The sequence below is a fragment of the Abyssisolibacter sp. ZYX002 genome, assembly GCF_056892235.1.
Genome location: NZ_JARMXH010000011.1, coordinates 89,666 through 111,272, shown reverse-complemented (window position 1 = coordinate 111,272; position 21,607 = coordinate 89,666). Strand labels below are relative to the sequence as shown.

24 protein-coding genes are annotated in these 21,607 nt (G+C 31.7%); all 24 read left to right on the top strand.

Annotated elements, in window-relative coordinates; all coding sequences use genetic code 11:
* A partial coding sequence (locus P3X86_RS19700; RefSeq protein WP_483294449.1) for a hypothetical protein occupies positions 1-562 on the top strand: 562 nt, incomplete at its 5' end.
* A gap of 322 nt (positions 563-884) precedes the next feature.
* Positions 885-2,219, top strand: coding sequence for an aerolysin family beta-barrel pore-forming toxin (locus P3X86_RS19695; RefSeq protein ID WP_483294448.1), 1,335 nt, complete (start codon positions 885-887; stop codon positions 2,217-2,219).
* A 183-nt stretch (positions 2,220-2,402) separates the two neighbouring features.
* Positions 2,403-3,089, top strand: a complete 687-nt coding sequence (locus P3X86_RS19690) for a response regulator transcription factor (RefSeq protein ID WP_483294454.1) — start codon at positions 2,403-2,405, stop codon at positions 3,087-3,089.
* A gap of 2 nt (positions 3,090-3,091) precedes the next feature.
* Positions 3,092-4,921: a sensor histidine kinase gene (locus tag P3X86_RS19685; protein WP_483294447.1), complete on the top strand. Its 1,830-nt coding sequence runs from the start codon at positions 3,092-3,094 to the stop codon at positions 4,919-4,921.
* A gap of 245 nt (positions 4,922-5,166) precedes the next feature.
* Complete coding sequence (locus P3X86_RS19680; RefSeq protein WP_483294446.1) at positions 5,167-5,310, top strand: hypothetical protein; 144 nt, start codon at positions 5,167-5,169, stop codon at positions 5,308-5,310.
* Between the two features lie 31 nt (positions 5,311-5,341).
* Positions 5,342-5,587, top strand: coding sequence for a hypothetical protein (locus P3X86_RS19675; protein ID WP_483294445.1), 246 nt, complete (start codon positions 5,342-5,344; stop codon positions 5,585-5,587).
* 185 nt (positions 5,588-5,772) lie between these two features.
* The gene (locus P3X86_RS19670) at positions 5,773-5,982 is read left to right on the top strand and encodes a hypothetical protein (protein WP_483294444.1); all 210 of its coding nucleotides are present in this window, start codon (positions 5,773-5,775) and stop codon (positions 5,980-5,982) included.
* A 40-nt stretch (positions 5,983-6,022) separates the two neighbouring features.
* Entirely contained in the window at positions 6,023-8,065 is a 2,043-nt protein-coding gene (locus P3X86_RS19665) for an aminopeptidase (protein ID WP_483294443.1), read from the top strand.
* Between the two features lie 144 nt (positions 8,066-8,209).
* Positions 8,210-8,359, top strand: a complete 150-nt coding sequence (locus P3X86_RS19660) for a hypothetical protein (RefSeq protein ID WP_483294442.1) — start codon at positions 8,210-8,212, stop codon at positions 8,357-8,359.
* 225 nt (positions 8,360-8,584) lie between these two features.
* Positions 8,585-9,445 carry a hypothetical protein gene (locus P3X86_RS19655; RefSeq protein WP_483294441.1) on the top strand — a complete coding sequence of 287 codons (861 nt, stop codon included), beginning with the start codon at positions 8,585-8,587 and terminating at the stop codon, positions 9,443-9,445.
* A gap of 53 nt (positions 9,446-9,498) precedes the next feature.
* On the top strand, positions 9,499-10,173 hold the full coding sequence (locus tag P3X86_RS19650) for a hypothetical protein (protein WP_483294440.1): 675 nt from the start codon (positions 9,499-9,501) through the stop codon (positions 10,171-10,173).
* Between the two features lie 203 nt (positions 10,174-10,376).
* Complete coding sequence (gene eutS / locus P3X86_RS19645) at positions 10,377-10,727, top strand: ethanolamine utilization microcompartment protein EutS (protein WP_483294453.1); 351 nt, start codon at positions 10,377-10,379, stop codon at positions 10,725-10,727.
* A 25-nt stretch (positions 10,728-10,752) separates the two neighbouring features.
* Positions 10,753-11,181, top strand: coding sequence for a EutP/PduV family microcompartment system protein (locus P3X86_RS19640; RefSeq protein WP_483294439.1), 429 nt, complete (start codon positions 10,753-10,755; stop codon positions 11,179-11,181).
* A 30-nt stretch (positions 11,182-11,211) separates the two neighbouring features.
* Complete coding sequence (locus tag P3X86_RS19635) at positions 11,212-11,787, top strand: ANTAR domain-containing response regulator (protein ID WP_483294438.1); 576 nt, start codon at positions 11,212-11,214, stop codon at positions 11,785-11,787.
* Positions 11,788-11,809: 22 nt separating this feature from the next.
* Complete coding sequence (locus P3X86_RS19630; RefSeq protein WP_483294437.1) at positions 11,810-13,219, top strand: histidine kinase N-terminal domain-containing protein; 1,410 nt, start codon at positions 11,810-11,812, stop codon at positions 13,217-13,219.
* Between the two features lie 108 nt (positions 13,220-13,327).
* A complete protein-coding gene (gene eutA / locus P3X86_RS19625) occupies positions 13,328-14,755 on the top strand; it encodes an ethanolamine ammonia-lyase reactivating factor EutA (RefSeq protein ID WP_483294436.1) in 1,428 nt (475 codons plus the stop codon).
* Positions 14,756-14,783: 28 nt separating this feature from the next.
* The gene (locus P3X86_RS19620) at positions 14,784-16,148 is read left to right on the top strand and encodes an ethanolamine ammonia-lyase subunit EutB (RefSeq protein WP_483294435.1); all 1,365 of its coding nucleotides are present in this window, start codon (positions 14,784-14,786) and stop codon (positions 16,146-16,148) included.
* A gap of 22 nt (positions 16,149-16,170) precedes the next feature.
* Positions 16,171-17,040: an ethanolamine ammonia-lyase subunit EutC gene (eutC, locus tag P3X86_RS19615; protein ID WP_483294452.1), complete on the top strand. Its 870-nt coding sequence runs from the start codon at positions 16,171-16,173 to the stop codon at positions 17,038-17,040.
* Positions 17,041-17,056: 16 nt separating this feature from the next.
* Positions 17,057-17,710, top strand: coding sequence for an ethanolamine utilization microcompartment protein EutL (gene eutL / locus P3X86_RS19610; protein ID WP_483294434.1), 654 nt, complete (start codon positions 17,057-17,059; stop codon positions 17,708-17,710).
* An 11-nt stretch (positions 17,711-17,721) separates the two neighbouring features.
* The gene (locus tag P3X86_RS19605) at positions 17,722-18,291 is read left to right on the top strand and encodes a BMC domain-containing protein (RefSeq protein WP_483294433.1); all 570 of its coding nucleotides are present in this window, start codon (positions 17,722-17,724) and stop codon (positions 18,289-18,291) included.
* Between the two features lies 1 nt (position 18,292).
* Positions 18,293-19,732: an acetaldehyde dehydrogenase (acetylating) gene (locus tag P3X86_RS19600; protein ID WP_483294432.1), complete on the top strand. Its 1,440-nt coding sequence runs from the start codon at positions 18,293-18,295 to the stop codon at positions 19,730-19,732.
* A gap of 20 nt (positions 19,733-19,752) precedes the next feature.
* The gene (eutM, locus tag P3X86_RS19595) at positions 19,753-20,037 is read left to right on the top strand and encodes an ethanolamine utilization microcompartment protein EutM (protein ID WP_483294431.1); all 285 of its coding nucleotides are present in this window, start codon (positions 19,753-19,755) and stop codon (positions 20,035-20,037) included.
* Between the two features lie 113 nt (positions 20,038-20,150).
* Entirely contained in the window at positions 20,151-20,933 is a 783-nt protein-coding gene (locus P3X86_RS19590; protein WP_483294430.1) for a cobalamin adenosyltransferase, read from the top strand.
* Between the two features lie 16 nt (positions 20,934-20,949).
* Entirely contained in the window at positions 20,950-21,585 is a 636-nt protein-coding gene (gene pduL / locus P3X86_RS19585; RefSeq protein ID WP_483294429.1) for a phosphate propanoyltransferase, read from the top strand.
* Positions 21,586-21,607: the final 22 nt, after the last annotated feature.

Genomic DNA, 21,607 nt, shown 5'->3' with positions numbered 1-21,607 from the left:
GCTAAAAAAAGCAAAAGACTTATATGAAAAAATGGTAAAGGCAGAAGAGGAAGGCAACTTTAATGATTCAGAAAAAATTATGAAACAATTGTTTGAATTAGGAGTATTTGATAAACCATTTGAAACTGCTGAAGGAAATTTAGATAAGTACACTTTCAACATTCTTTCAAAAGAATTTAAAAAAGATATATCAAAAGAAACACTAAAAAAAGCAAAAGACCTATTTGAAAAAATGATAAAATTAGAAGAAGAAGGTAAATATGATGATGCAGACAAAATCATGAATCAAATAAATGATTTAGGAGTATTCAAAGAAGGGGAAAAAACTGAAACTGTAGGAAGTAAAGCAGAAAAATTTGAAATAAAGTGCAAGGTTGTGCTTTACGGTGAAATAACATTAGAAGAATTCAAAGCAAATATAGTAAATAATGCAGATCAAGCTAAAGTTAATAAGGCGATAGAGCTTTTCAAAAAGGCTAAGGCATGTAGAGAAGAAGCAGATAAGTGTTGGAAACAACTATTAGAAATGAATATATTTGATGATGGAAAAGATGAAAAATAAAAGTGCTTCTATAACATTATGTAACGAGAGTTGTCGATAGACAGCTCTCTTTTTAAATGAATAAATACATGAACAAAGTATAAAAAACTAATATAGATATACGATGATTGTTTAATCTCTTTACACGATTAGGATTGAAATTGTTGTTTTTTGTTCAGAAGTTACATTTGCATAATTGGGATTGAAATTGTTGTTTTTCGGACGGAAATGTCATTTACATAAGCGAGGTTTAGTACTATAATAAAGATATGGAAGATGTTTACATAATGTGCCGATACGGAATATTATGTAAACATATTATATTGCATAGGAGGTAATAACTATGAAAACCAAAAGTAGTTTGTCAAAAAAAGTTTTATATTTATTTATGTCAGTATGTATGGTCTTTAACTTAATGCCATGGGGTAGTATTTCGTATGCATCATCACCTGCAACGAATACTTCCTTCCCATCAAGCACAATGAATTACTCAAATTTTAAAGACGAACAAGATTTAATAAGCAAAGTAATAAACAATAGATACTTCATAAAAAATAATGCTATATTTGCAAATTATCTAGGTATCGCATGGTGCAGTGGAACAGCAAGTCAATATGTAGGCGATGATTTTTCATTTAAAAAAGATGGAGATAAATATATATTACAAGCAAATTATAACAAACACGATCCATACGCTAGTGGTTACTGGGCAGACAAGAGATTAAAGATGACTGTATCAAATGTAAGGTTTCACATAGATACAGATTCAATTAAATTAGGTAAAGAAAAAGTAACAAAATTAGATCCAGTAATGCTTCAATCATGTGATGCAGTTAATAAAGGAAACACTGAAGATTCTTCTACCGTAAGTTTCACATATACAAAAGATAAAACTGTATCACATTCATTTACCTATTCATTTGAAGAAGGTATACAAGTTAATAGTACAGCAACAATAGATGTTAAGTTTGTCTCTGCTTCATGTAATTATGGTTGGTCTTTTAAATCAGGACAATCATGGACTAACAGCACAGCAACAGCATCAAGCGTATCAGCAACAACATCATACGATGCGAAAATACCTGCAAAAAGTAAAAGAACAATCAAACTAATGAGCTTTAAAACTAAATCAGATGTTCCATATACAGCTACTATATATATGGACTATGATATAACTTACTCAGGTTTCTTAAAATATAGTGGTAATGCAAGAGCTGATCATCCTAGAAATAGACCATTTGTAAATATAACATTTGGCGATGATCACAAATCAGCTCAAGAAGCTATAAGAGATATGTATGACCATAAAGATATAAACGGATATTCTAATTGGGACTGGAACTGGATGGAGAAACAAGCCACTAATGACAAACAAAATTTCCAAGATATTTTGATGAATGTTTGTCAACTTGATGCAGCAGATATAAATGGTACATTTACATGCGTAGATGGAACACATGTTGTAATACAAGCAGGAGATGCTGTAGCATTGACAGATGAAGAGTTAGCAAGTGCTAGTAACAATGCAGCAAAAAGTATGCTTATGACTCAAAATGGTGCTAGTAACCAACAATCAAAAGGGATAACAATAGAGAACACTAAATTCAACGATACACCACAAAACAAAGTTACTAAAAGTAGCGTAACTACAAGTACAGGAACAGTAAATTTGAGATAGCTGTACTAGTAGTTAGAGTAAAAAAACAAAAACTTTGTTAAGAGCTGTTTTGCCAAACACATCATTTGGCAAGACAGCTTTTTGCATCTTTCACATTAATTTCACATATTAAGATTATAATATAAATAATAAATAAAAATTGATATACTACATATAGAAGAGACTAATTGTATAGGAGTGTTAATTATGAGTAATATTTTGGTTGTAGAAGATGAAAAAAGAATGAGAGAAATCATAACTGACTATTTAGAAGTGGAAGGATACAATATTTATGAAGCTGGAGATGGACAAGAGGCAATAGAAGTATTTGACAAAAACGATATAGATTTAGTCATATTAGATATAATGATTCCAAAGCTTGATGGATGGTCTATTTGCAGGAGAATTAGAAAAAAATCAGATGTACTAATAATAATATTAAGTGCAAGAAGTGATGAAGAAGATAAGCTTTTAGGATTTGAACTGGGTGCGGATGAGTATGTTACAAAGCCATTTAGCCCTAAAGTCATGGTTGCGAGAGTAAAATCATTACTTTCAAGATTTTCTATGCAAGATGAGCAAGGAGAAGATGAAATAGACCTAATAAATAGAGGTGGGATATGTATAAATAAAAAAGCTTACGTGGTTACGGTGAATGATAAAGAGATAGAATTAACTAAAAAAGAGTTTGAGCTTTTAGTGTTATTAATAGAAAATGAAGGGAACACACTTAGCAGAGATAGAATAATAGAGAATGTTTGGGGATATGATTATTTTGGTGATGGTAGAGTTGTTGACACTAATATAAAGACAATTAGAAAAAAATTAGGAAAATTATCAAGATATATTACTACGGTTATAGGTATAGGATATAAATTTAAGGTGGTATAGATATGTTTAAGAAGATAAAGCTAAATTCAGTAGTAACTAAAATGTTTATAATTACTTTTGTGTCTATGTTGATAGTGATTATTTCTATTTTTGTTGTTTTAAAATTTTACATGGAAAATTATTATAGAGATAACAAAATAAATAAACTAATAGATAATATAAACGTATTTGCAAGTAAAGCTGTCAAAGATGAGTGGAATTATGAACAAATCATAAGACAAGTACCAATATTTAATGATTCTAATAATGCTACTATGACAATAGAATATTATGATATTAAAGACAATGAATATATTAAAAAACAATTAAGTAAAGACTTTCTATTAACTATCAAATATAAGAATGAATTCTATGATTTATTTTTAAATCAAGAAGAAATAGAAAGCGTTTTTGGATACGAAGAACCTAAAAATAAAGATGTATTAAAAATAGTAGCATATAAAACAGAAGATAACTTATTGATTCCTATAATTATTAATGGAAAGCCCTTAGATAACGACCACAAAATAAATGATGGTGAATATTTCAAAATTGAAGGGAAGGCTGTTATTGAAAAGATTATATATGTACCAGAACAGATAATAGATGGTGCTATTTATAATAGTGCAGAAGAAGATATAGAGATAAAGCCAACAGAAAGGGCAATATATTTTAAGGACGTAAATGATTTTGTGCACAAATGGAATTTGGAGAATGAAGGTTCTGGTTTTACTAAAAGAGGAATAATGTATTCTATTAATGATATGCCATATGTAAATTATAAGGAATTGGTATTCTCAAAATTTGTAACAGACAAGAACGATAATATTATAGCTATAAATGTATCAGCTTCTCTTCAACCAGTAAATGAAGTAGTAGCCATGATAAATAATTACTTCTTTATATTTTTCATATTATCAGCGATAATATCGTTAATTATAGCTTATGTATATAGTAACCTAATATCTAAACCACTTATAAAAGTAACAAAAGTAGCTAATAAAATGGCTAATATGGATTTTGAAGTCAAGTTAAAAGAAACTAGAAGTGATGAACTAGGAATACTATATAAAAGTCTCAATACACTATCGAGTAATCTAGATAATGCAATGTCTGATTTAAAAGAAGCAAATGAGAAATTAAAGTTTGATATAGAAAAAGAAAAAAAGCAAGAGCAAATAAGGAGAGAATTTGTTGCAAATGTATCTCACGAGCTTAAAACACCATTAGGTATTATAAAAGGTTTTGCTGAAGGATTAAAAGATGGAGTTAAAAAAGAAAAGAAAAATTACTACATTGATGTTATATTGGATGAAATAGAAGGTATGAATAAGCTAATTTTAGATATGTTAGAGTTATCAAAAATTGAGCATAAAAAACTCAATAAAATTGAAGAATTTGAAATCAAAGACGTAATTGACAAAGTGCTAAATACACTAGAAGTGAAGCTAAAAGAAAGAAGAATTGATATAAAGGTTTATGGTGATTTCAAGAAAGTAAAGGGTGACAAATTTAATATAGAACAAGTACTAAAAAACTTCCTATCTAATGCAATCAAATATGGATCAGAAGATAGTACTATAGAAATAAAAGGAGAAACCTTGCAGAAAAAAAATTATATATATGTGTATAACGAGGGTCAAAGATTTAAAGAAGAAGAATTAGATAGTATTTGGTTAAGGTTCTTTAAGGTAGATAAATCTCATAGTAGAAACGAAGGAGGCATAGGACTGGGCTTAGCAATAGTTAAAGCTATACTTGATAAACACAATAGTGATTATGGGGTTTACAATAAACAAAATGGAGTAGAGTTTTATTTTTCTTTAGATATATCTGAGGGAAAGAGAGTCTAATGAATTGGACTAACTATTGTAAAGTAGACAATCAAATTAATTAAAAATATTATGCACATTAAGATGTATGGTTTTGATATTTTAAATAAGCTATGCATCTTGTTTTTTGCGGTTTTAATTTATTATAGAACTTAATGTATTCTCTAAGGTTTTAAATTATAGCAGTCAATACGAATATTTAAAAGATTTGATTTTGATATATTATTAATGATATCATTAATAGTATGTGAAAGGTGTGGTATGTAATGTACAGTGAAATTTACTGGCTAGGTAACGATGAAAGATATCTTGGAGAAATACAGATTACTAGCAGTAATGATATATATTTAGGTTGTTATGGGGGAAATGTAATGAAAGGGCTAATAAAAACGAAGATGGAGCATATATAAAGCAGATAAAAAAGGAAAATGAAAATTTGCAATGTTAATAGACGCTCACACCACCCACGAAAGCGCCGAACTAATATTAACTGCTTTCAGAGCAAACCAAAAAAAGCTTCTAGATGTTTTAACAAAACCTTTAGCTAAAGTATTTCACGACATGCAAAACTTAGTGCTGAAAATCCTTAGTAACAATGATTTTCAAGAACGATGCAAAAGAGTAACTGGTGAGGCTACTGTCTTATTTGTGTACAAAAAGAACAATTTGTATGGTGGTTTTCTATAGGTGATAATCTAATATATTTGTTACATAGAGAATTAGCAGAGCTAGGACAGTATTCATTAAATCAAAGACAATTTTACCAGTGGGTGGGTAAGGTTAATACGTTTGGTTTATAAGTTCCGTGTTATAGTAGTGGGATAAGAGAGTTAAGAGAAGGTTGGAATCATTTTTATTTAATTACAGATGGTGTGTTAGAGTGTGGTAACAGACCTTTTGAAAACTCTGAGTACTTTTATAAAATTTGTACTAAAAAACATAAAAACGATAAAGTAGAAATAGAAAAAAATATTATAGACATACTTACATTAGTTGATGAAGAAAAAGGAACTGATAGTGCTACAGTCATAGCCTGGTCATTTTATAACGAAAAAAGATCTGCTAGACCATCTAGGAGATAGTCATTACATATCAAGTTTATAATAAAGTGGAGGTATTGTTATGAGAAATATTAACAAAATGTTTTTACAGGAAAATAACAAATTTGAAGCTAGCTATAACGAAACAGTTGGTAAAATAAAGACAATAGTTACCAATACTGAAAAACTAGTTGAAGGTGATAAATCTAATTTTAACATTTACTTTAATAAAGCAGGAAAACTTATAATTAAAATGACGTCATTAGAAAATCGTTTGAATGAAGAATATTTTGATAATGACATAGAAGTATTGCAAAAAGAAAATAATGAACTATACGAGGAGCTTCTACCTGAAAACTACAAAACTAGCTATGCAAATCCAGCTTATGCAGTTAAAGAACTTGGGGATAAATTTGGTCAATTTTTATCTAGTGTTTATGTAGAATTTAGAAATTATATACAGTATGCATATAAGCACAAGATATTTGAAATGGAGAGATATAATAGATTATTTATAGAAATGTATGAATATGTTAGCAATAATTCACTAAATTACGAAGAATTATTAAAGATATACAGAAAATATAAACTTATGTATGCAGATAGAGATAAAAGGATTAGTTTAATTGAAGGATATAATAAGGATGATAGCTTTTACAATAACCTATATGATAGTTTATCAGATATAAGATATCTTTACAGATTTGGTACAAGAGTAACTGAGAACGAAATAAAAACGGCTAAGTTTTTACAAAAGTGTTCAGACGAAAAGCTTATAACATTAGCTAATACTATGGCAGAAGCATATCTTAGGGGATATGAGACAGAAAACAAAGATAGAAATGATAGAACTGTAGTTAGAGTAATATGTAATTTGGGTCATGAAAAGATGATTAAATATGTTATCAAAAGCTTTAAAGACAAAGGATTGGATGTATTAGTGGCAAGAGTTAGTTCAACGCCAGCAAACAAACAATATCAGTATGACCATAAATTCAAGGAAGCTTTATTGTTGGATGAAGGGTTCCTAGAGGAGATGCAAAATTCACTCAAGAAAACTTTGGAAGAATCAAAAGGCATGCTTAAAGAATATGCTGGAGTAGTAATAGTTGAAACGTTTGGAGAAGAACCTTTTGCACCAGAGAAAAAAGAAGAAGTACTTAAATTTTCAAAAGAACAGACAGAATTAGTATCAAAAAACAGAATATTCAGATCAGAAATAATGGAGCAATACATTCCAGAGGTAGAAACTAGCTTTAGTATTATAGCTTTTCCAACGCCAGCTATTGGAGACAACTTTGAGGAAATTTTTGATGATATATTAAAGGTTAATATGATTGGTAATAGTGAAAATGAAATAATTCAACAGGCTATGATTGATGTGCTTGATAAAGGAGAGCATGTTCATATCAAAGGAAAAGGCGCTAATTTAACGGATTTGAAGGTTAATATGCAAGAACTATCAGATCCTAGTAAGCAAACTAATTTCTTTAATTGTGGAGCTGATGTTAATATACCATTAGGAGAAGTATTTACTTCACCAAGACTAAATGGAACAAATGGATTGTTGCATATAGAAGAGGTTTTCTTAGATGGGCTAAAGTATATTGATTTTAAAATAGAGTTTAAAGACGGATATGTTTCAGATTATTCGTGTGCAAATTTTGAAAAAGAAGAAGATAATAAAAGCTATATAAAAGAAAATCTTTTATTCCCGCATGATACATTACCTATGGGAGAGTTTGCAATAGGGACTAATACATTAGCATATGTTACAGCTGAAAAATACGGTATTATTGACAAGCTTCCTATATTGATTGTTGAAAAAATGGGACCACATTTTGCTATAGGTGATACATGCTATGCGTGGGTTGAAGATAATCCAGTATATAATTTACTAAATGAAAAAGAAATAATAGCTAGAGATAATGAAAAATCATTATTGAGAAAAGAAGATAAAAATAAGGCATATACAAATCGTCATACAGATATAACGATACCATACTATGCAATAGAATTTATATCATCAGTTACTAAGGATGGCGAATATATTGATATAATAAAAGACGGTAGATTTGTACTAAAGGGAACAGAAGCACTAAATGAGCCTTTTGATAAGCAATAAAATAGTTAATAGTGTACAAGGTAGAATATATGTGTTTGACGGTAGAATGAAAAAGAAGAAGATAACAAAAACTATGTACATGAAGATCTATTATTCCCACATGATACATTACCTATTGGAGAATTTGCAATAGGAACAAATACTTTGGCTTATGTTATAGCTGAAAAATACGGAATCATTAAAAAATTACCTATATTAATAGTAGAAAAGATGGGACCACATTTTGCTATAGGTGATATATGCTATGCATGGTCAGAGGATAATCCAGTTTACAATCTTTTGGATAACAAATAAATAACAGCTAGAGATAATGAAAAATCTATAATCAGAAAAGAAGATAAAAGTAAAGCTTATACTAACATTCATACAGATATAACAATACCTTATCATGCAATAAAGTTTATATTAGCTGTTAAAAGAGATGGAGAATATGTAGATATAATTAAGGATGGAAGATTTGTATTAGTAGGGACCAAGAGCTTAAATAAACCGTTTGATGAATAGGGGGTTATTTATTTAATGCTAAAGAAGACCATTAAAACATCTTTGGTATTAACATTGATATTATCAATCTTAGTATCAGGATGTAGATTTAGTAATATACTTAGCAAAAATGAAAGTAAAATACCAAAAGACATTAGAGAACTTTGTTATATCGAAGGAGACATCAATAGTGATACAGTTATCATTAATGCTCAGGGAGGGCCAGATACAAAGTTAAGTAAAGAAGAGTATAACCTTATAAAAAAAGAGCAAATAGATAAAAAAATTATGATGGTCAACGTAGAACAGGTGCAAACTAGAAATCCAGAGAAATTTTTAGATGAAGAGATACCTTTTGAAAAAGCTATACAATATGATGAAGAAAGTGTAGAGTATCTATACAAAGTTGTAGAGTATTTTAAAGAGCAGGGCAAAAAAATTCATATTATAGGTGCTTCATTTGGAGCATTTATAGTACAGGAATTAATATTTGAAAGAGGCGTGAATATAGCAGATAACATTATTCTAGCAGTTGGAAGATTAGATATTAATGAAGAAACATGGGAAAATTTCTCAAGAGGAGATGGAGGAATGTTCATTAATGGAGAAGTATTTGTCTCAGAAGATATAGAAGATGAACCTCTTTCAAAGAATATGTCTAAACTAGCAGCAGGCCTTAGTTATAACAGATATACAAAAAAGCTAAAGAATCATGATTTGTCTAAAGTGACCTATATATATAGCAAAGATGATGAATCAGTAGGTAGATTAACAAATAAAGAAATAAAGTTTTTAAAATCTAAGAATGTCAATGTGATAGCAGTAGAAGGTGGACACGAAGCTGGATATGCTAAAATACCTAAAGTCGTAACTAAACTACTTAGTAACAAGAAATAACAACTTTAAAACATATAGAAAAAAATAGCTTATTCTTAGTATAGGGGGAGGATATGACTAGAAAAATTGGATATTGGTCAACATTGATGCAGAGCATAAATGGATATTTGTACTTGGTTGTATATATCGTATTTCTTACAATGTTTCCAGCAAAACCTTGGAATGGGGTATATGATTTTGTATTACAGTATAAGGGGATGTATAAGGGATTATTAGTCGTCATACAGATATTGGCATTTTGCCAGTCGTTTCTATACTTAATAATATCATTAGTTATCAATAGATATGTCAGTGAAAAGAGGAAAATACTTGCTAATATCGGGGTATGTTTTGCGATAATCTTTCTTTTATTATCAAGTGCTAACTATTACATTCAATGGACTAGTGTTAGAGTAGGTATAAATAAAGGGGCATTAAAAGGATTAGAGTATTTAGTTCAATTTAATTTTGATTCTCCTGTCTCTGTTCTTAATATACTAGGGTGGACGTTTTTCTTTGGAATCTCAAATATATTTATTGCATTTTGCTTTAATAATTCAATTAGAGGCAAATGGGTAGCAAGAGGATTTTTACTAAATGGCTTAAGTTGTATAATTACATTCATTTTATTTGCAATAGGCATTAAACAAATTATGCTCTTATGGACAACAGTATTGGTAATTACATGGTATGTATATCCTATAATGACGATATCTTTTATACAAGAAAAGAAAAATATAATAAGTTGATATGTAATTTCAAGGTGATTTACTTGAAAAAAATCTCAGTTGACTTAAAGGATTATATTTGATATAATCGGGTCAAGAAATAAATCGCACAATGGGGTGCGATAGATATAGAGCAATGACGCTCGCATGGAAACGATAACACGTTTTTAGCGAGCGTTTTTTTTCACTCAAGTATTCTACACATAAACATTAGAAAGGTGATAATTATGCAGGAAACAAAACAAAGAGTTATACAGGAATATGTTCCTGGCAAACAGGTTACATTAGCGCATTTAATAGCAAACCCACAAAGAAATATCTATAAAAAGATAGGTCTTCCAGTTGAATATAGCGATGCAATAGGTATTCTTACTATTACACCTAGTGAAGCTGCCATAATAGCAGCGGATGTTGCAACTAAAGCCGCTGGAGTAGAGATTGGATTTATTGATAGATTTAGTGGATCGCTGGTTATTGTTGGTGATGTATCAAGTGTAGAATCAGCGCTAAGAGAAGTGATGAACGTATTAGAAAACACCTTAGCTTTCACACCTGCAAAAATAACTAAATCATAATTAGCGATGAATATGGGGTGAACTTATGAGAAAGATAATACTAATAGGGCGTTCAGGAAGTGGTAAATCGACATTAACTCAAGTTATGAATAAAGAGAAAATAGAATATAAAAAAACGCAAGCAATGGAGTTTAATAACAGTATACTAGATACACCTGGAGAATATCTAGAGAATCCTCGCTTATATACAGCATTAATAACTGCTTCTTATGACTGTGATGTTATTGGATTTATAATTGATTCTACGGACGAAAGATCACTTTATCCACCTAGCTTTGCCTCAGTTTTTAACAAACCCACAATAGGTATAATAACAAAAACTGATTTAAAGTCTGAAAACATAGAATTCCATAAAAATAGCTTGTATTTAGCAGGGGTTGATCAAATATTTGAGGTCAGCTCATATAACAATAAAGGTATAGATGATATAAAGAGTTATTTAAAAAGCATATAAATTAATTGCTGATTAATAAAGGAGGATAATATGACAAGAACAGTAGTAATAGCCGATGATGAGCCTGTTACTAGAATGGACCTAAGCGAAATATTAGAAGATGCTGGCTACAACGTCGTGGCTACAGTCGCTGATGGATTTGATGCTATTGAAATGTGTCGTGAATTCAAGCCAGATTTGATACTCATGGATGTTAAAATGCCACTTTTAAATGGATTAAAGGCTGCAAAGATTATTTCACAGGAAAAGCTTACAAATTGCGTTATATTGCTTACTGCATATAGTGGACAAGAATTTGTAGAAGAAGCGAAAAATTTAGGCGTTATGGGATATTTAGTAAAACCAATTAATGATAGAAGCTTATTGCCAGCAATAGAAATAGCTCTATCAAAAAGTAAGCAAATAGAATCCATAAAAAAAGATGCACTTAAAGCTAAAAAACAAGTAGAAGACAGAAAGATTATAGAAAAAGCAAAAGGTGTACTAATAGACACATATGGTTTGACAGAAGAAAGCGCATACAACAGGATAAGAAAATTGAGTATGAACAAAAGATGCTCAATGAGACAAATAGCAAATGCCATACTGTTAAATAGTAAATCTTAGGTGTATTATTGGAGTGATAAATATGATAGAGCAACTATGTAAAAAATACACAAGGCTATCAGATTTAGAGATAGATAAGTTAAAACAAATAGCTAATATGCTTCCTATGATAGCAGACCTTGTTAGAGCAGATGTTTTTATAGACTGTTTAATAAAAGATTCAGACGTAGCGATAGTAGTTGCAGAAGCAAAACCTTCAACAGGCAAATCAATGTATGAATCATCTGTTGTAGGACAGCTAGCATACAGATTAAATGAACCCGCTGCACTTAGAACTCTTGAAGTAGGGATGGCTACAAGAGATTTAAAAGCTATAACACAAGAAAACAAAACAGTCATACAAAATACAATTCCAATAAAGAACGATAAAGAAAAAACTATCGGAGTATTGATTATGGAAGAGGATGTTACACAACACTTAGCTCAATCAAGGCAAATGGAACTACTTTCAGAGACAACTGAGCATCTTAGTGAGACACTCTTAACCTTTAAAGATCAGGAAGATAATATAACTAAACATATAAACGAAGCAATTGTAATATTTAATAAAAACAAGATAGCGACATATGCTAACCCTGGGGCAATTAATCTTTATAGAAAGCTAGGGTATAGAGATAACATAGTAGGCATGGGTTTTGATAATCTAGTACTGGGGGGAATATCTTTTGAAAAAATAATGAAAGATTCAACCTTTGAAGTATGCGAAGTGATAGTCGGTAATTTATGCTTACAGACAAAATATGCATTTTTAAAACATAAAGATAAGATAAACGGTGTAGTGATGTTTATAAAAGACAATACAGATGTAAAACAAAAAGAAAAAGAATTAATATTAAGATCAGTTGCAATAAAAGAAATACATCATAGAGTGAAGAATAATTTACAGACTATAGCTAGTCTATTGAATTTACAATCGAGAAGGATTGATAATAAAGTAGTAAAAAAAGCCTTTAACGAGAGCATAAGTCGTATACTTAGCATAGCAATAACTCACGAGCTTCTCGCGCAAAAAGGTGTTGATGATATAGATATAAAAACGATATTGTCTAGGTTAAAAGATACAACAACTGTTTACAGTATACCACCTGGCAAAAACATACAGATAAAAGTCATAGGTGATAGTATCACAGTTAACTCTGATAAAGCTACATCCATTGCGCTGATAGTAAATGAGCTACTACAAAATTCAGTAGATCATGGCTTTGCAGATAGAGAAGAAGGGAACATAGAGATATTAATACAAAAAGGATGTCTATATTCCAGTATATCAGTAATAGATAATGGAGTTGGGTTCAATACTCAGTCAGCTAGTAAAGGACATCTTGGACAAAAGATAGTTGAGCAGATAGTAAAAGATAAACTATCAGGGCATCTAATCATAGAATCCAGTCCAAAAGGAACTAGAACAATGTTTGACTTTAAAAGTGAATAAATAGACACAATGGAGTGTTTATATAAAGGCAAAGGAGCCAAAGAAATATTTAATAATATTTTTTTGGCTCCTTTGTGTTTTTATAGACGTAAATAAGGAGGAACTATAATGGAGCAAATGCTTAGTGTTGGTATAGACATAGGAACATCTACTACACAACTAGTGTTTAGTAAACTTACAATACGAAATACAGCTTCAATGGTAAGTGTTCCATGCATAAAGATTGTAGACAAAGCTGTAATATATCGAAGTGAAATATATTTCACGCCATTAAAATCGCTTACAGAAATAGATACAGATGAAGTGAGAAAGTTGATAGAAAAAGAGTATGTAAAAGCAAATATAAAACCAGCAGATGTAGATACAGGAGCAGTTATCATAACAGGAGAAACAGCAAGAAAAGAAAATGCTTCACAGGTATTAAAGACATTGAGTGGTCTTGCAGGTGATTTTGTAGTAGCTACAGCAGGACCAGCATTAGAAGGGATTATAGCAGGTAAAGGTGCAAATGCAGCTAAAATATCAAAAGACAGATCCAGTACAGTAGTTAATTTGGACATAGGTGGAGGAACAACCAATATAGCAGTTTTTAGAGATGGAGAGGTAATAGATACAGCGTGCCTTGATATAGGTGGAAGACTCATAAAACTAGATAGAGACAGAAGAATCCTCTATGCATCAGACAAGATAAAAAAACTAGCAATGAGTATAGGAATAACATTGCAAGAAGGAAGTACTATTTCAATAGAAAAACTTAAAAAAATAACAAATCGTATGGAGGAAATACTAGAGGAAGTTTTAGGGATAAAACAAAAGTCAAAAGAACTAGATTTGATTACAACAGACCATGACCTAAGAAGAGATTACAATATAGATTATGTATCATTCTCAGGTGGTGTGGCTGATTGTATAGATATAAGTGATTCTTCTAATGATTTTTGTTATGGGGACATAGGAATACTACTAGGTCGAAGCATTAAGAATGGAAACATATTAAAAGAAAAGCCTATTTTAGTATCTAGTGAAACAATAAGAGCAACAGTTATTGGAGCTGGAACGCATACAACAGATATAAGTGGAAGTACTATTACATTTGATGAAAATGTTTTACCGATAAAAAATGTTCCCATAATAAAACTCAGCCTGCAAGAAGAATCACTACCTTTAGAAAAGATAAGTCAGATTATCAAAGATAAAATTAGTTGGTTTCAAGTTGAAAACGATGCACAGTTAATTGCCTTAGCATTTGAAGGCAAAAAAGGTGCTAGTTTCAATTACATCACACAGCTTTCAGATAGCATAATAAGCGGGATGAAAGAAATTATAGAAAAAGATTATCCTATAATCATCATAGTAGAAAGTGATATGGCAAAAGTATTAGGACAAACTCTTAAAGCAAGAGTGGGTTACAAGAAAGAAGTTGTTTGTATTGACAGTGTTCATGTAGAGAATGGTGATTATATTGATATAGGTAACTCAGTAGCTAATGGTAAGGTAGTTCCTGTCATTGTTAAGACATTATTATTAAATTATTAATAACCTAAAATAAGAAGGGAGAGACAAAATGAGATTAAAAACAAAACTATTTGGAACTGTATATCAGTTCAAAGATGTTAATCAAGTCCTTGCTAGAGCAAATGAAGAAAAATCAGGAGACAAGCTAGCAGGTATTGCAGCTGAATCAGTAACAGAGATGATAGCTGCTAAAGAAGTACTAAGTAACATGACATTAGAAACACTTAGAAATAACCCAGCAGTACCATATGAAGAAGATGAAGTAACAAGAATCATTCAGGACAATGTCAATGAAAGGATATATGGTGAAATAAAAAATTGGTCAGTATCCGAACTTAGAGAATGGTTATTAGATCAAAATACAACAGGAGCTGATATCAGAAGAATAAGCAGAGGTTTAACAAGTGAGATGGTTGCAGCAGTAACAAAGATAATGTCTAATTTAGATTTAGTATATGCTGCAAGCAAGATACGAATAACTGCACATTGTAATACAACAATAGGTAAAGAAGGGACTTTGGCATTTAGATTACAGCCAAACCATACAACAGATGACTTAGATGGTATCAAGATTTCATTATTAGAAGGATTAAGCTATGGTGTTGGAGATGCAGTAATAGGATTGAATCCAGTAAACGATACAGTAGATAGTGTAAAGAACATACTAAATATGTTCCAAGATATAAAGGAAAAATGGCAAATACCTACTCAAAACTGTGTATTAGCACATGTAACAACTCAAATGGATGCTGTAAAGAGTGGGGCTCCATCAGATATGATATTCCAGAGTATAGCTGGTACCCAGAAAGGTAACGAAGCATTTGGAGTAACAGGAAAATTATTAAAAGAAGCACAAGAGCTGATGTTGAAAGAAGGTACAGCTTCGGGACCAAACGTGATGTACTTTGAGACAGGACAAGGCTCTGAGTTATCATCAGATGCTCATCATGGTGTAGACCAAGTAACATTAGAGGCAAGATGCTATGGATTGGCAAAGAATTATAGCCCATTCTTAGTAAATACAGTTGTTGGGTTTATAGGTCCAGAGTATCTGTATGACAACAAACAAGTAATTCGTGCAGGATTAGAAGACCATTTCATGGGTAAACTTACAGGAATCCCAATGGGAGTTGATGCATGTTACACTAACCACATGAAAGCTGATCAAAATGATATAGAGAACTTAGGAGTTTTATTAGCTGCAGCTGGTTGTAATTATTTCATGGGTATACCAAACGGTGATGATATCATGCTCAATTACCAATGTACAGGATACCACGAAGCACCATCACTAAGACAAGTGCTAAATCTAAGACCAATAAAAGAGTTTGAGCAATGGTTAGAGAAAATGGGACTTTATGAAAATGGTAGAATGACAGGAAAAACTGGGGATGCTTCAATATTCCTAAAATAACGAGATAAGGAGGTATAGTATGATTTCTGAAAAGCAAATAAAAAGTATAATAGAAGAAGTTTTAATCAAAATGGAAACAAAAGAAAAGCCACAAGTAGAAACGAAAGTTAATACAGTATGTTGTGAAGATGTTGATATCCCAGATATCACTGAGATGGAAACAAACAAAATATTTAATGTACCTAATCCAGAAAATAAAGATTCGTACATGAAATTTAAAGAAAAGACACCTGCTAGAGTAGGAATATGGAGAGCAGGGCCAAGATATAAAACAGAAACATTACTGAGGTTTAGAGCAGATCACGCAGTAGCACAAGATGCAGTATTTAATAATGTTTCAGATGAATTTATAAGAGAAATAGGTAAGTTTTCAGTAGAAACACTTTGCAAAGATAAAGATGAATACTTAACAAGACCTGACTTGGGCAAAAAATTTAGCGATGAAGCAATTAGCAAAATTAAAGAGAATTGTACTATGAAACCAAGAGTACAAATATACGTATCAGATGGGTTGAGTTCAACAGCAGTAGAGACTAATGCTAAAGATGCATTAATGGCAATAAAACAAGGGCTAAAAGGTTACAACATTGATATGGGCAAGCCGTTCTTTGTTAAGTATGGTAGAGTACCTGCTATGGATGCAATATCAGAAGCACTAGAGGCAGAGGTAACAGTAGTATTGATAGGTGAAAGACCAGGGCTTGCAACAGGAGAGAGTATGAGTTGTTATATGGCATATAAAGCTACAGTAGGTATGCCTGAATCAAATAGAACAGTTATCTCTAATATACACAAAGGTGGTACTTCAGCGGCAGAAGCAGGAGCACATATAGCAGAGATAATAAAGAAAATATTAGACAATAAAGCAAGTGGTTTGGATTTAAAACTTTAATGAGAGGTGAAATAGTATGAGAAATGATCCATTACGCACATCAGTTTTAAGTGTTAAATTAATACCAAGTCTAGATAGAGAAATGGCTAAAAAACTAGAACTTCCACAAGGGCATAGAAGTATAGGAATGATAACTACAGACTGTGATGATGTAGGATATACAGCTATAGACGAGGCGACAAAGAAAGCAGATGTAAAAGTAGTATACGCAAAATCATTCTATGGTGGAGCAGCAAATGCAAACACAAAACTAGCAGGGGAGTTTATAGGTATTCTTTCAGGACCTAGTCCAGCAGAAGTTAGAAGTGGCTTAAATGCGGCAATAGATTTTATAGAAAATGATGCATGTTTCTATAGTGCAAATGAAGATGATTCTATAGCATATTATGCTCATTGTGTATCAAGAACAGGTTCGTATTTATCTGAAACAGCAGGTATAGAAGAAGGAAAAGCATTGGCTTATTTGATAGCTCCTCCAATAGAGTCAATGTATGCACTAGATGTTGCATTGAAGGCAGCAGATGTTGAGTTAAAAGAATTTTTTGGGCCACCATCAGAGACTAACTTTGGTGGAGGGTTACTTACAGGCAGTCAATCAGCATGTAAAGCTGCATGTGAAGCATTTGCAGATGCAGTAAAATATGTTGCAGACAATCCAAATAAATATTAGATGGTGATATTATGTTAAAACAAGCACTAGGCTTTATAGAAACCTATGGGTATATTAGCGCCGTAGAAGCCGCGGATTCTTGTTTGAAGGCAGCAAATGTACAGTTAATCAACAGTCACTTTGTAGGTAAAGGGCTGGTTACAATTATCATACAAGGAGATGTAGGTGCAGTCAAAGCAGCTATAGATGCTGGTAGTACAGCAGCAGCTAGAGTTGGAGAAGTTGTATCTATCAATGTTATTGCTAGACCGGGTATTGGTTTAGAGAAAGTAGTAGAGGATAAAACATATTATTTATCACAAGAAGACAGGTTTATTTCAAAACAAAAAATTGACATAGAAACTAAAGAAGAGATAGAAAAAGTAGAAGAAAATAAATCATCAAAAGAGATATATGTTTATCATAAAGGTAAAAAAATTCTATTTAATGACATTGAGATATTCAAAAGCATGAAGGTTGTTGAGCTAAGAAAAATAGCTAGACAAGTAAAAAGAATAAATATCACTAAAGAAGAAATAAAATTTGCTAAAAAAGAAGAACTATTAAATGCATTAAGACAAGCATTAACGGAGGTGGATTAAGATGTATTTGGAAGATAAAGATTTAAAATCCATTCAAGAAGCTAGAACTCTGGTAAGAAATGCTGTAATAGCACAAAAAGAATTTGCAAGTTTCAATGTACAAAGAATAGATGAAATAGTCAAAGAGGTTGCAAAATCAACATTATCAGCATCTGTGGAATTAGCAAAATTAGCACACGAAGAAACTGGTTTTGGAAAATGGCAGGATAAAGTAGAGAAAAACAAATTAGCTAGTGAAAAACTATATGAATATATAAAAGACATGAAAACACTAGGGATAATAAACGAAGATAAAGACAAAAAAATAGTAGAGATAGGTACTCCTGTTGGTGTAATAACAGCTTTGATACCTTCAACTAACCCTACATCAACAACAATCTATAAGGCACTAATAGCACTTAAGTCAGGAAATGCAATAGTATTTAGTCCTCATCCAAGTGCAAAAAATTGTATAAGTAGGACAGTTGATGTTATTAATGAAGTATTAGAGAAAATGGGAGCACCAAAGGGACTAGTTAGTTGCCATAGTCTACCAACATTGCAAGGCACAGATGAGTTAATGAAAAATGATGATGTAGCGCTAATACTTGCTACAGGTGGCTCGGCGATGGTAAAAGCAGCTTATAGTTCAGGGACACCTGCACTTGGAGTTGGTCCAGGTAACGTGCCAGCATATATAGAAAAAAGTGCTAATATCAAGAAGGCGATAGAAAGAATACTTGCAAGTAAAACATTTGACAATGGTACTATATGTGCATCAGAGCAATCAATAGTAGTGGACTATCCTATAGCAAATCAAGTAAAAGAAGAATTGATTACTAAAGGAGGATACTTCCTAACAGGTGAGAAGTTAGATAAAGTAGTAAAAATAATGGAAAGACCAAATGGAGGTATGAATCCTAAAATAGTAGGAAAATCAGCGACCGATATAGCCAAAATGGCAGGTATAGATATACCTGTTGGAACAAAGGTACTTGTTTGTGAGGAAAAAGGTATCGGTAAGCAATATCCATTTTCAAAAGAAAAACTTACATGTTTACTAGGATTCTTTACAGTAAGTGACTGGAAAGAAGGATGTGAAGTAAGCTATAAACTACTACAGAATGACGGTATGGGACATAGTTTAGTTATACATTCTGAAAATGATGATATAATAAGAGAATTTGCACTAAAAAAACCAGTATCAAGACTTTTAGTAAATACGCCATCATCTCAAGGAGCTGTTGGAATAACAACAAACTTAGCTCCATCACTTACATTGGGATGTGGTGCAATTGGAGGGAGTGCAACTTCAGATAACGTAACACCTATGAATTTAATCAATATAAGAAGACTGGCATATGGAGTAAATGATATGCAAAACAATGATGCAGCTGGTGAGCAAGTAGATGTATCGCTTATAACTAAGTTAGTTCTAGAGCAACTAAAAAATATAAAATAAAAATCAAGGAGGAATTATAAATGGCTAGTATGAACGCATTAGGAATGATAGAAACAAAAGGGTTAGTAGGTGCAGTAGAAGCAGCAGATGCAATGGTTAAGGCAGCAAATGTTACACTAATAGGAAAACAACAAATTGGTGGAGGTTTAGTTACAGTTATGGTAAGAGGAGATGTTGGAGCTGTTAAAGCTGCAACAGATGCAGGTGCAGCGGCAGCAGAAAGAGTAGGAGAATTACTTTCAGTACACGTTATACCAAGACCACATAGTGAAGTAGAAATGATATTACCAAAAATAGAAGGATAATAAAATCACCCAAAATAAGTGTAAATAGGGGTATCGTGCAGTAATTTGCATTAAAAGATAGCCCCTATTTGCACATATACTTAGTTTTAGCTACAACAAAAGGGAGTGAAACCATGAGAGTTTTGACCGAAGCAACGCTTCGAGCAGAGTTTAAAAACAATACCCCAAAACAGTACCTTGTAAGCAAGAAAACAATAATAACTCCTTCAGCTAGGCAGTATCTAAAAGATAAATGTGTTGAGTTGGTATATAAAGATGGAGATGAAAATGTTTACAAAAAAGAAAGTTTGGGAAAAGACAAGCAAAGCAATGTATATAAGCCAATAAAAGCTCCTGACAAAAAAATAGCTCCAAAGTTTATAGATTATTATACAGGTGGTTTTTATGAAGAAAAACCAGAATACATGACGCACATGTATGGTAATAAATTAGTCTATAAAGATGATGAGAGAATCATTTTTAGAGGTAAGATAGATAGTTTTCAATCGCTATTGCTGGAAATGATGGTTTACACAGAAAATATAAAGCTTGATTCACTTACAAACGATTTAGACGAAATACTAAAGTTTGTGAGAGAAATATTAAGAGCAGAGGTTTTAGAAGAACCATTAAAACAAATAGAATTATTAGGACTAAGTGAAAAACAAATTAGAGATATATCGCATAATCCGAAGAAGCATTATAATATAGATCACATATTGCCTGATTACGAAATGGGAGAAACAATAATAAAGCTAAATTCATTAAGAAGTGCTATAAGAGAAGTTGAGATAGCGGGGATAAATACATTTAGAAATGGGCATAAAGTGGATAGAGTAGATATCTTGAAGTCGCTCAATAGGCTTAGTAGTGTTATCTATATTATTATGTGCAAGTACAAAGTAGGGCTATATTAAGAAAGGAGGGGAGTTAGTGCAAGAGAGCAAAATAAAAGAGATAGTAGAACTAGTAATAAAAGAACTGACCAAAAAAGATGAACAAGCGTTTCCAGTAGAAATCTCAGCAAGACACGTACATTTGTGTGATAAGCATATAGAGAAATTATTTGGAGAGGGTTATCAAATGACAGTCAAAAAAGAACTATCACAGCCGGGTCAGTTCCAATATAATGAGAGAGTTACACTTATTGGGCCAAAAGGTGTAATCAAAAATGTAGCAATACTTGGACCACCCAGAAACAAAACACAAGTTGAAGTATCAAACACAGATGCTAGGGCACTAGGGATAAAACCTCCAGTAAGAGAATCGGGTAATTTAGATGGTAGTCAGTCCATATTCATAGCAGGTGATAAGGGAGTAGTAGAGGCACTTGAATCAACTATAGTAGCTAAGAGGCATATCCATATGGATACCAAAGATGCGAAGAGATTGGGAGTAAAAGACAAAGAAATAGTAGCAGTAAGAGTAAAAGGAGATAGACCTATAGTGTTTGAGGAAGTAGTAGTTAGAGTAAGTGATGCATACAAGTTAAGTATGCATATAGACTTTGATGAAGCAAATGCGGCAGGTTTAAATAAAAACGCACATGGAAAAATAGTGAAGCTATAATTTAAATTGAAGAAAGGAAATT

Bases quoted from the DNA above. Each gene is read 5' to 3' on its own strand.
- P3X86_RS19675 (WP_483294445.1), top strand. From the start codon at position 5,342: ATGTTAATAGACGCTCACACCACCCACGAAAGCGCCGAACTAATATTA.
- P3X86_RS19605 (WP_483294433.1), top strand. From the start codon at position 17,722: ATGTTAAAACAAGCACTAGGCTTTATAGAAACCTATGGGTATATTAGC.
- eutM (WP_483294431.1), top strand. From the start codon at position 19,753: ATGGCTAGTATGAACGCATTAGGAATGATAGAAACAAAAGGGTTAGTA.
- P3X86_RS19620 (WP_483294435.1), top strand. From the start codon at position 14,784: ATGAGATTAAAAACAAAACTATTTGGAACTGTATATCAGTTCAAAGAT.
- P3X86_RS19685 (WP_483294447.1), top strand. From the start codon at position 3,092: ATGTTTAAGAAGATAAAGCTAAATTCAGTAGTAACTAAAATGTTTATA.
- P3X86_RS19635 (WP_483294438.1), top strand. From the start codon at position 11,212: ATGACAAGAACAGTAGTAATAGCCGATGATGAGCCTGTTACTAGAATG.
- P3X86_RS19680 (WP_483294446.1), top strand. From the start codon at position 5,167: ATGTACAGTGAAATTTACTGGCTAGGTAACGATGAAAGATATCTTGGA.
- P3X86_RS19590 (WP_483294430.1), top strand. From the start codon at position 20,151: ATGAGAGTTTTGACCGAAGCAACGCTTCGAGCAGAGTTTAAAAACAAT.
- eutL (WP_483294434.1), top strand. From the start codon at position 17,057: ATGAGAAATGATCCATTACGCACATCAGTTTTAAGTGTTAAATTAATA.
- eutA (WP_483294436.1), top strand. From the start codon at position 13,328: ATGGAGCAAATGCTTAGTGTTGGTATAGACATAGGAACATCTACTACA.
- P3X86_RS19695 (WP_483294448.1), top strand. From the start codon at position 885: ATGAAAACCAAAAGTAGTTTGTCAAAAAAAGTTTTATATTTATTTATG.
- P3X86_RS19655 (WP_483294441.1), top strand. From the start codon at position 8,585: ATGCTAAAGAAGACCATTAAAACATCTTTGGTATTAACATTGATATTA.
- P3X86_RS19600 (WP_483294432.1), top strand. From the start codon at position 18,293: ATGTATTTGGAAGATAAAGATTTAAAATCCATTCAAGAAGCTAGAACT.
- P3X86_RS19650 (WP_483294440.1), top strand. From the start codon at position 9,499: ATGACTAGAAAAATTGGATATTGGTCAACATTGATGCAGAGCATAAAT.
- P3X86_RS19640 (WP_483294439.1), top strand. From the start codon at position 10,753: ATGAGAAAGATAATACTAATAGGGCGTTCAGGAAGTGGTAAATCGACA.
- P3X86_RS19665 (WP_483294443.1), top strand. From the start codon at position 6,023: ATGAGAAATATTAACAAAATGTTTTTACAGGAAAATAACAAATTTGAA.
- P3X86_RS19630 (WP_483294437.1), top strand. From the start codon at position 11,810: ATGATAGAGCAACTATGTAAAAAATACACAAGGCTATCAGATTTAGAG.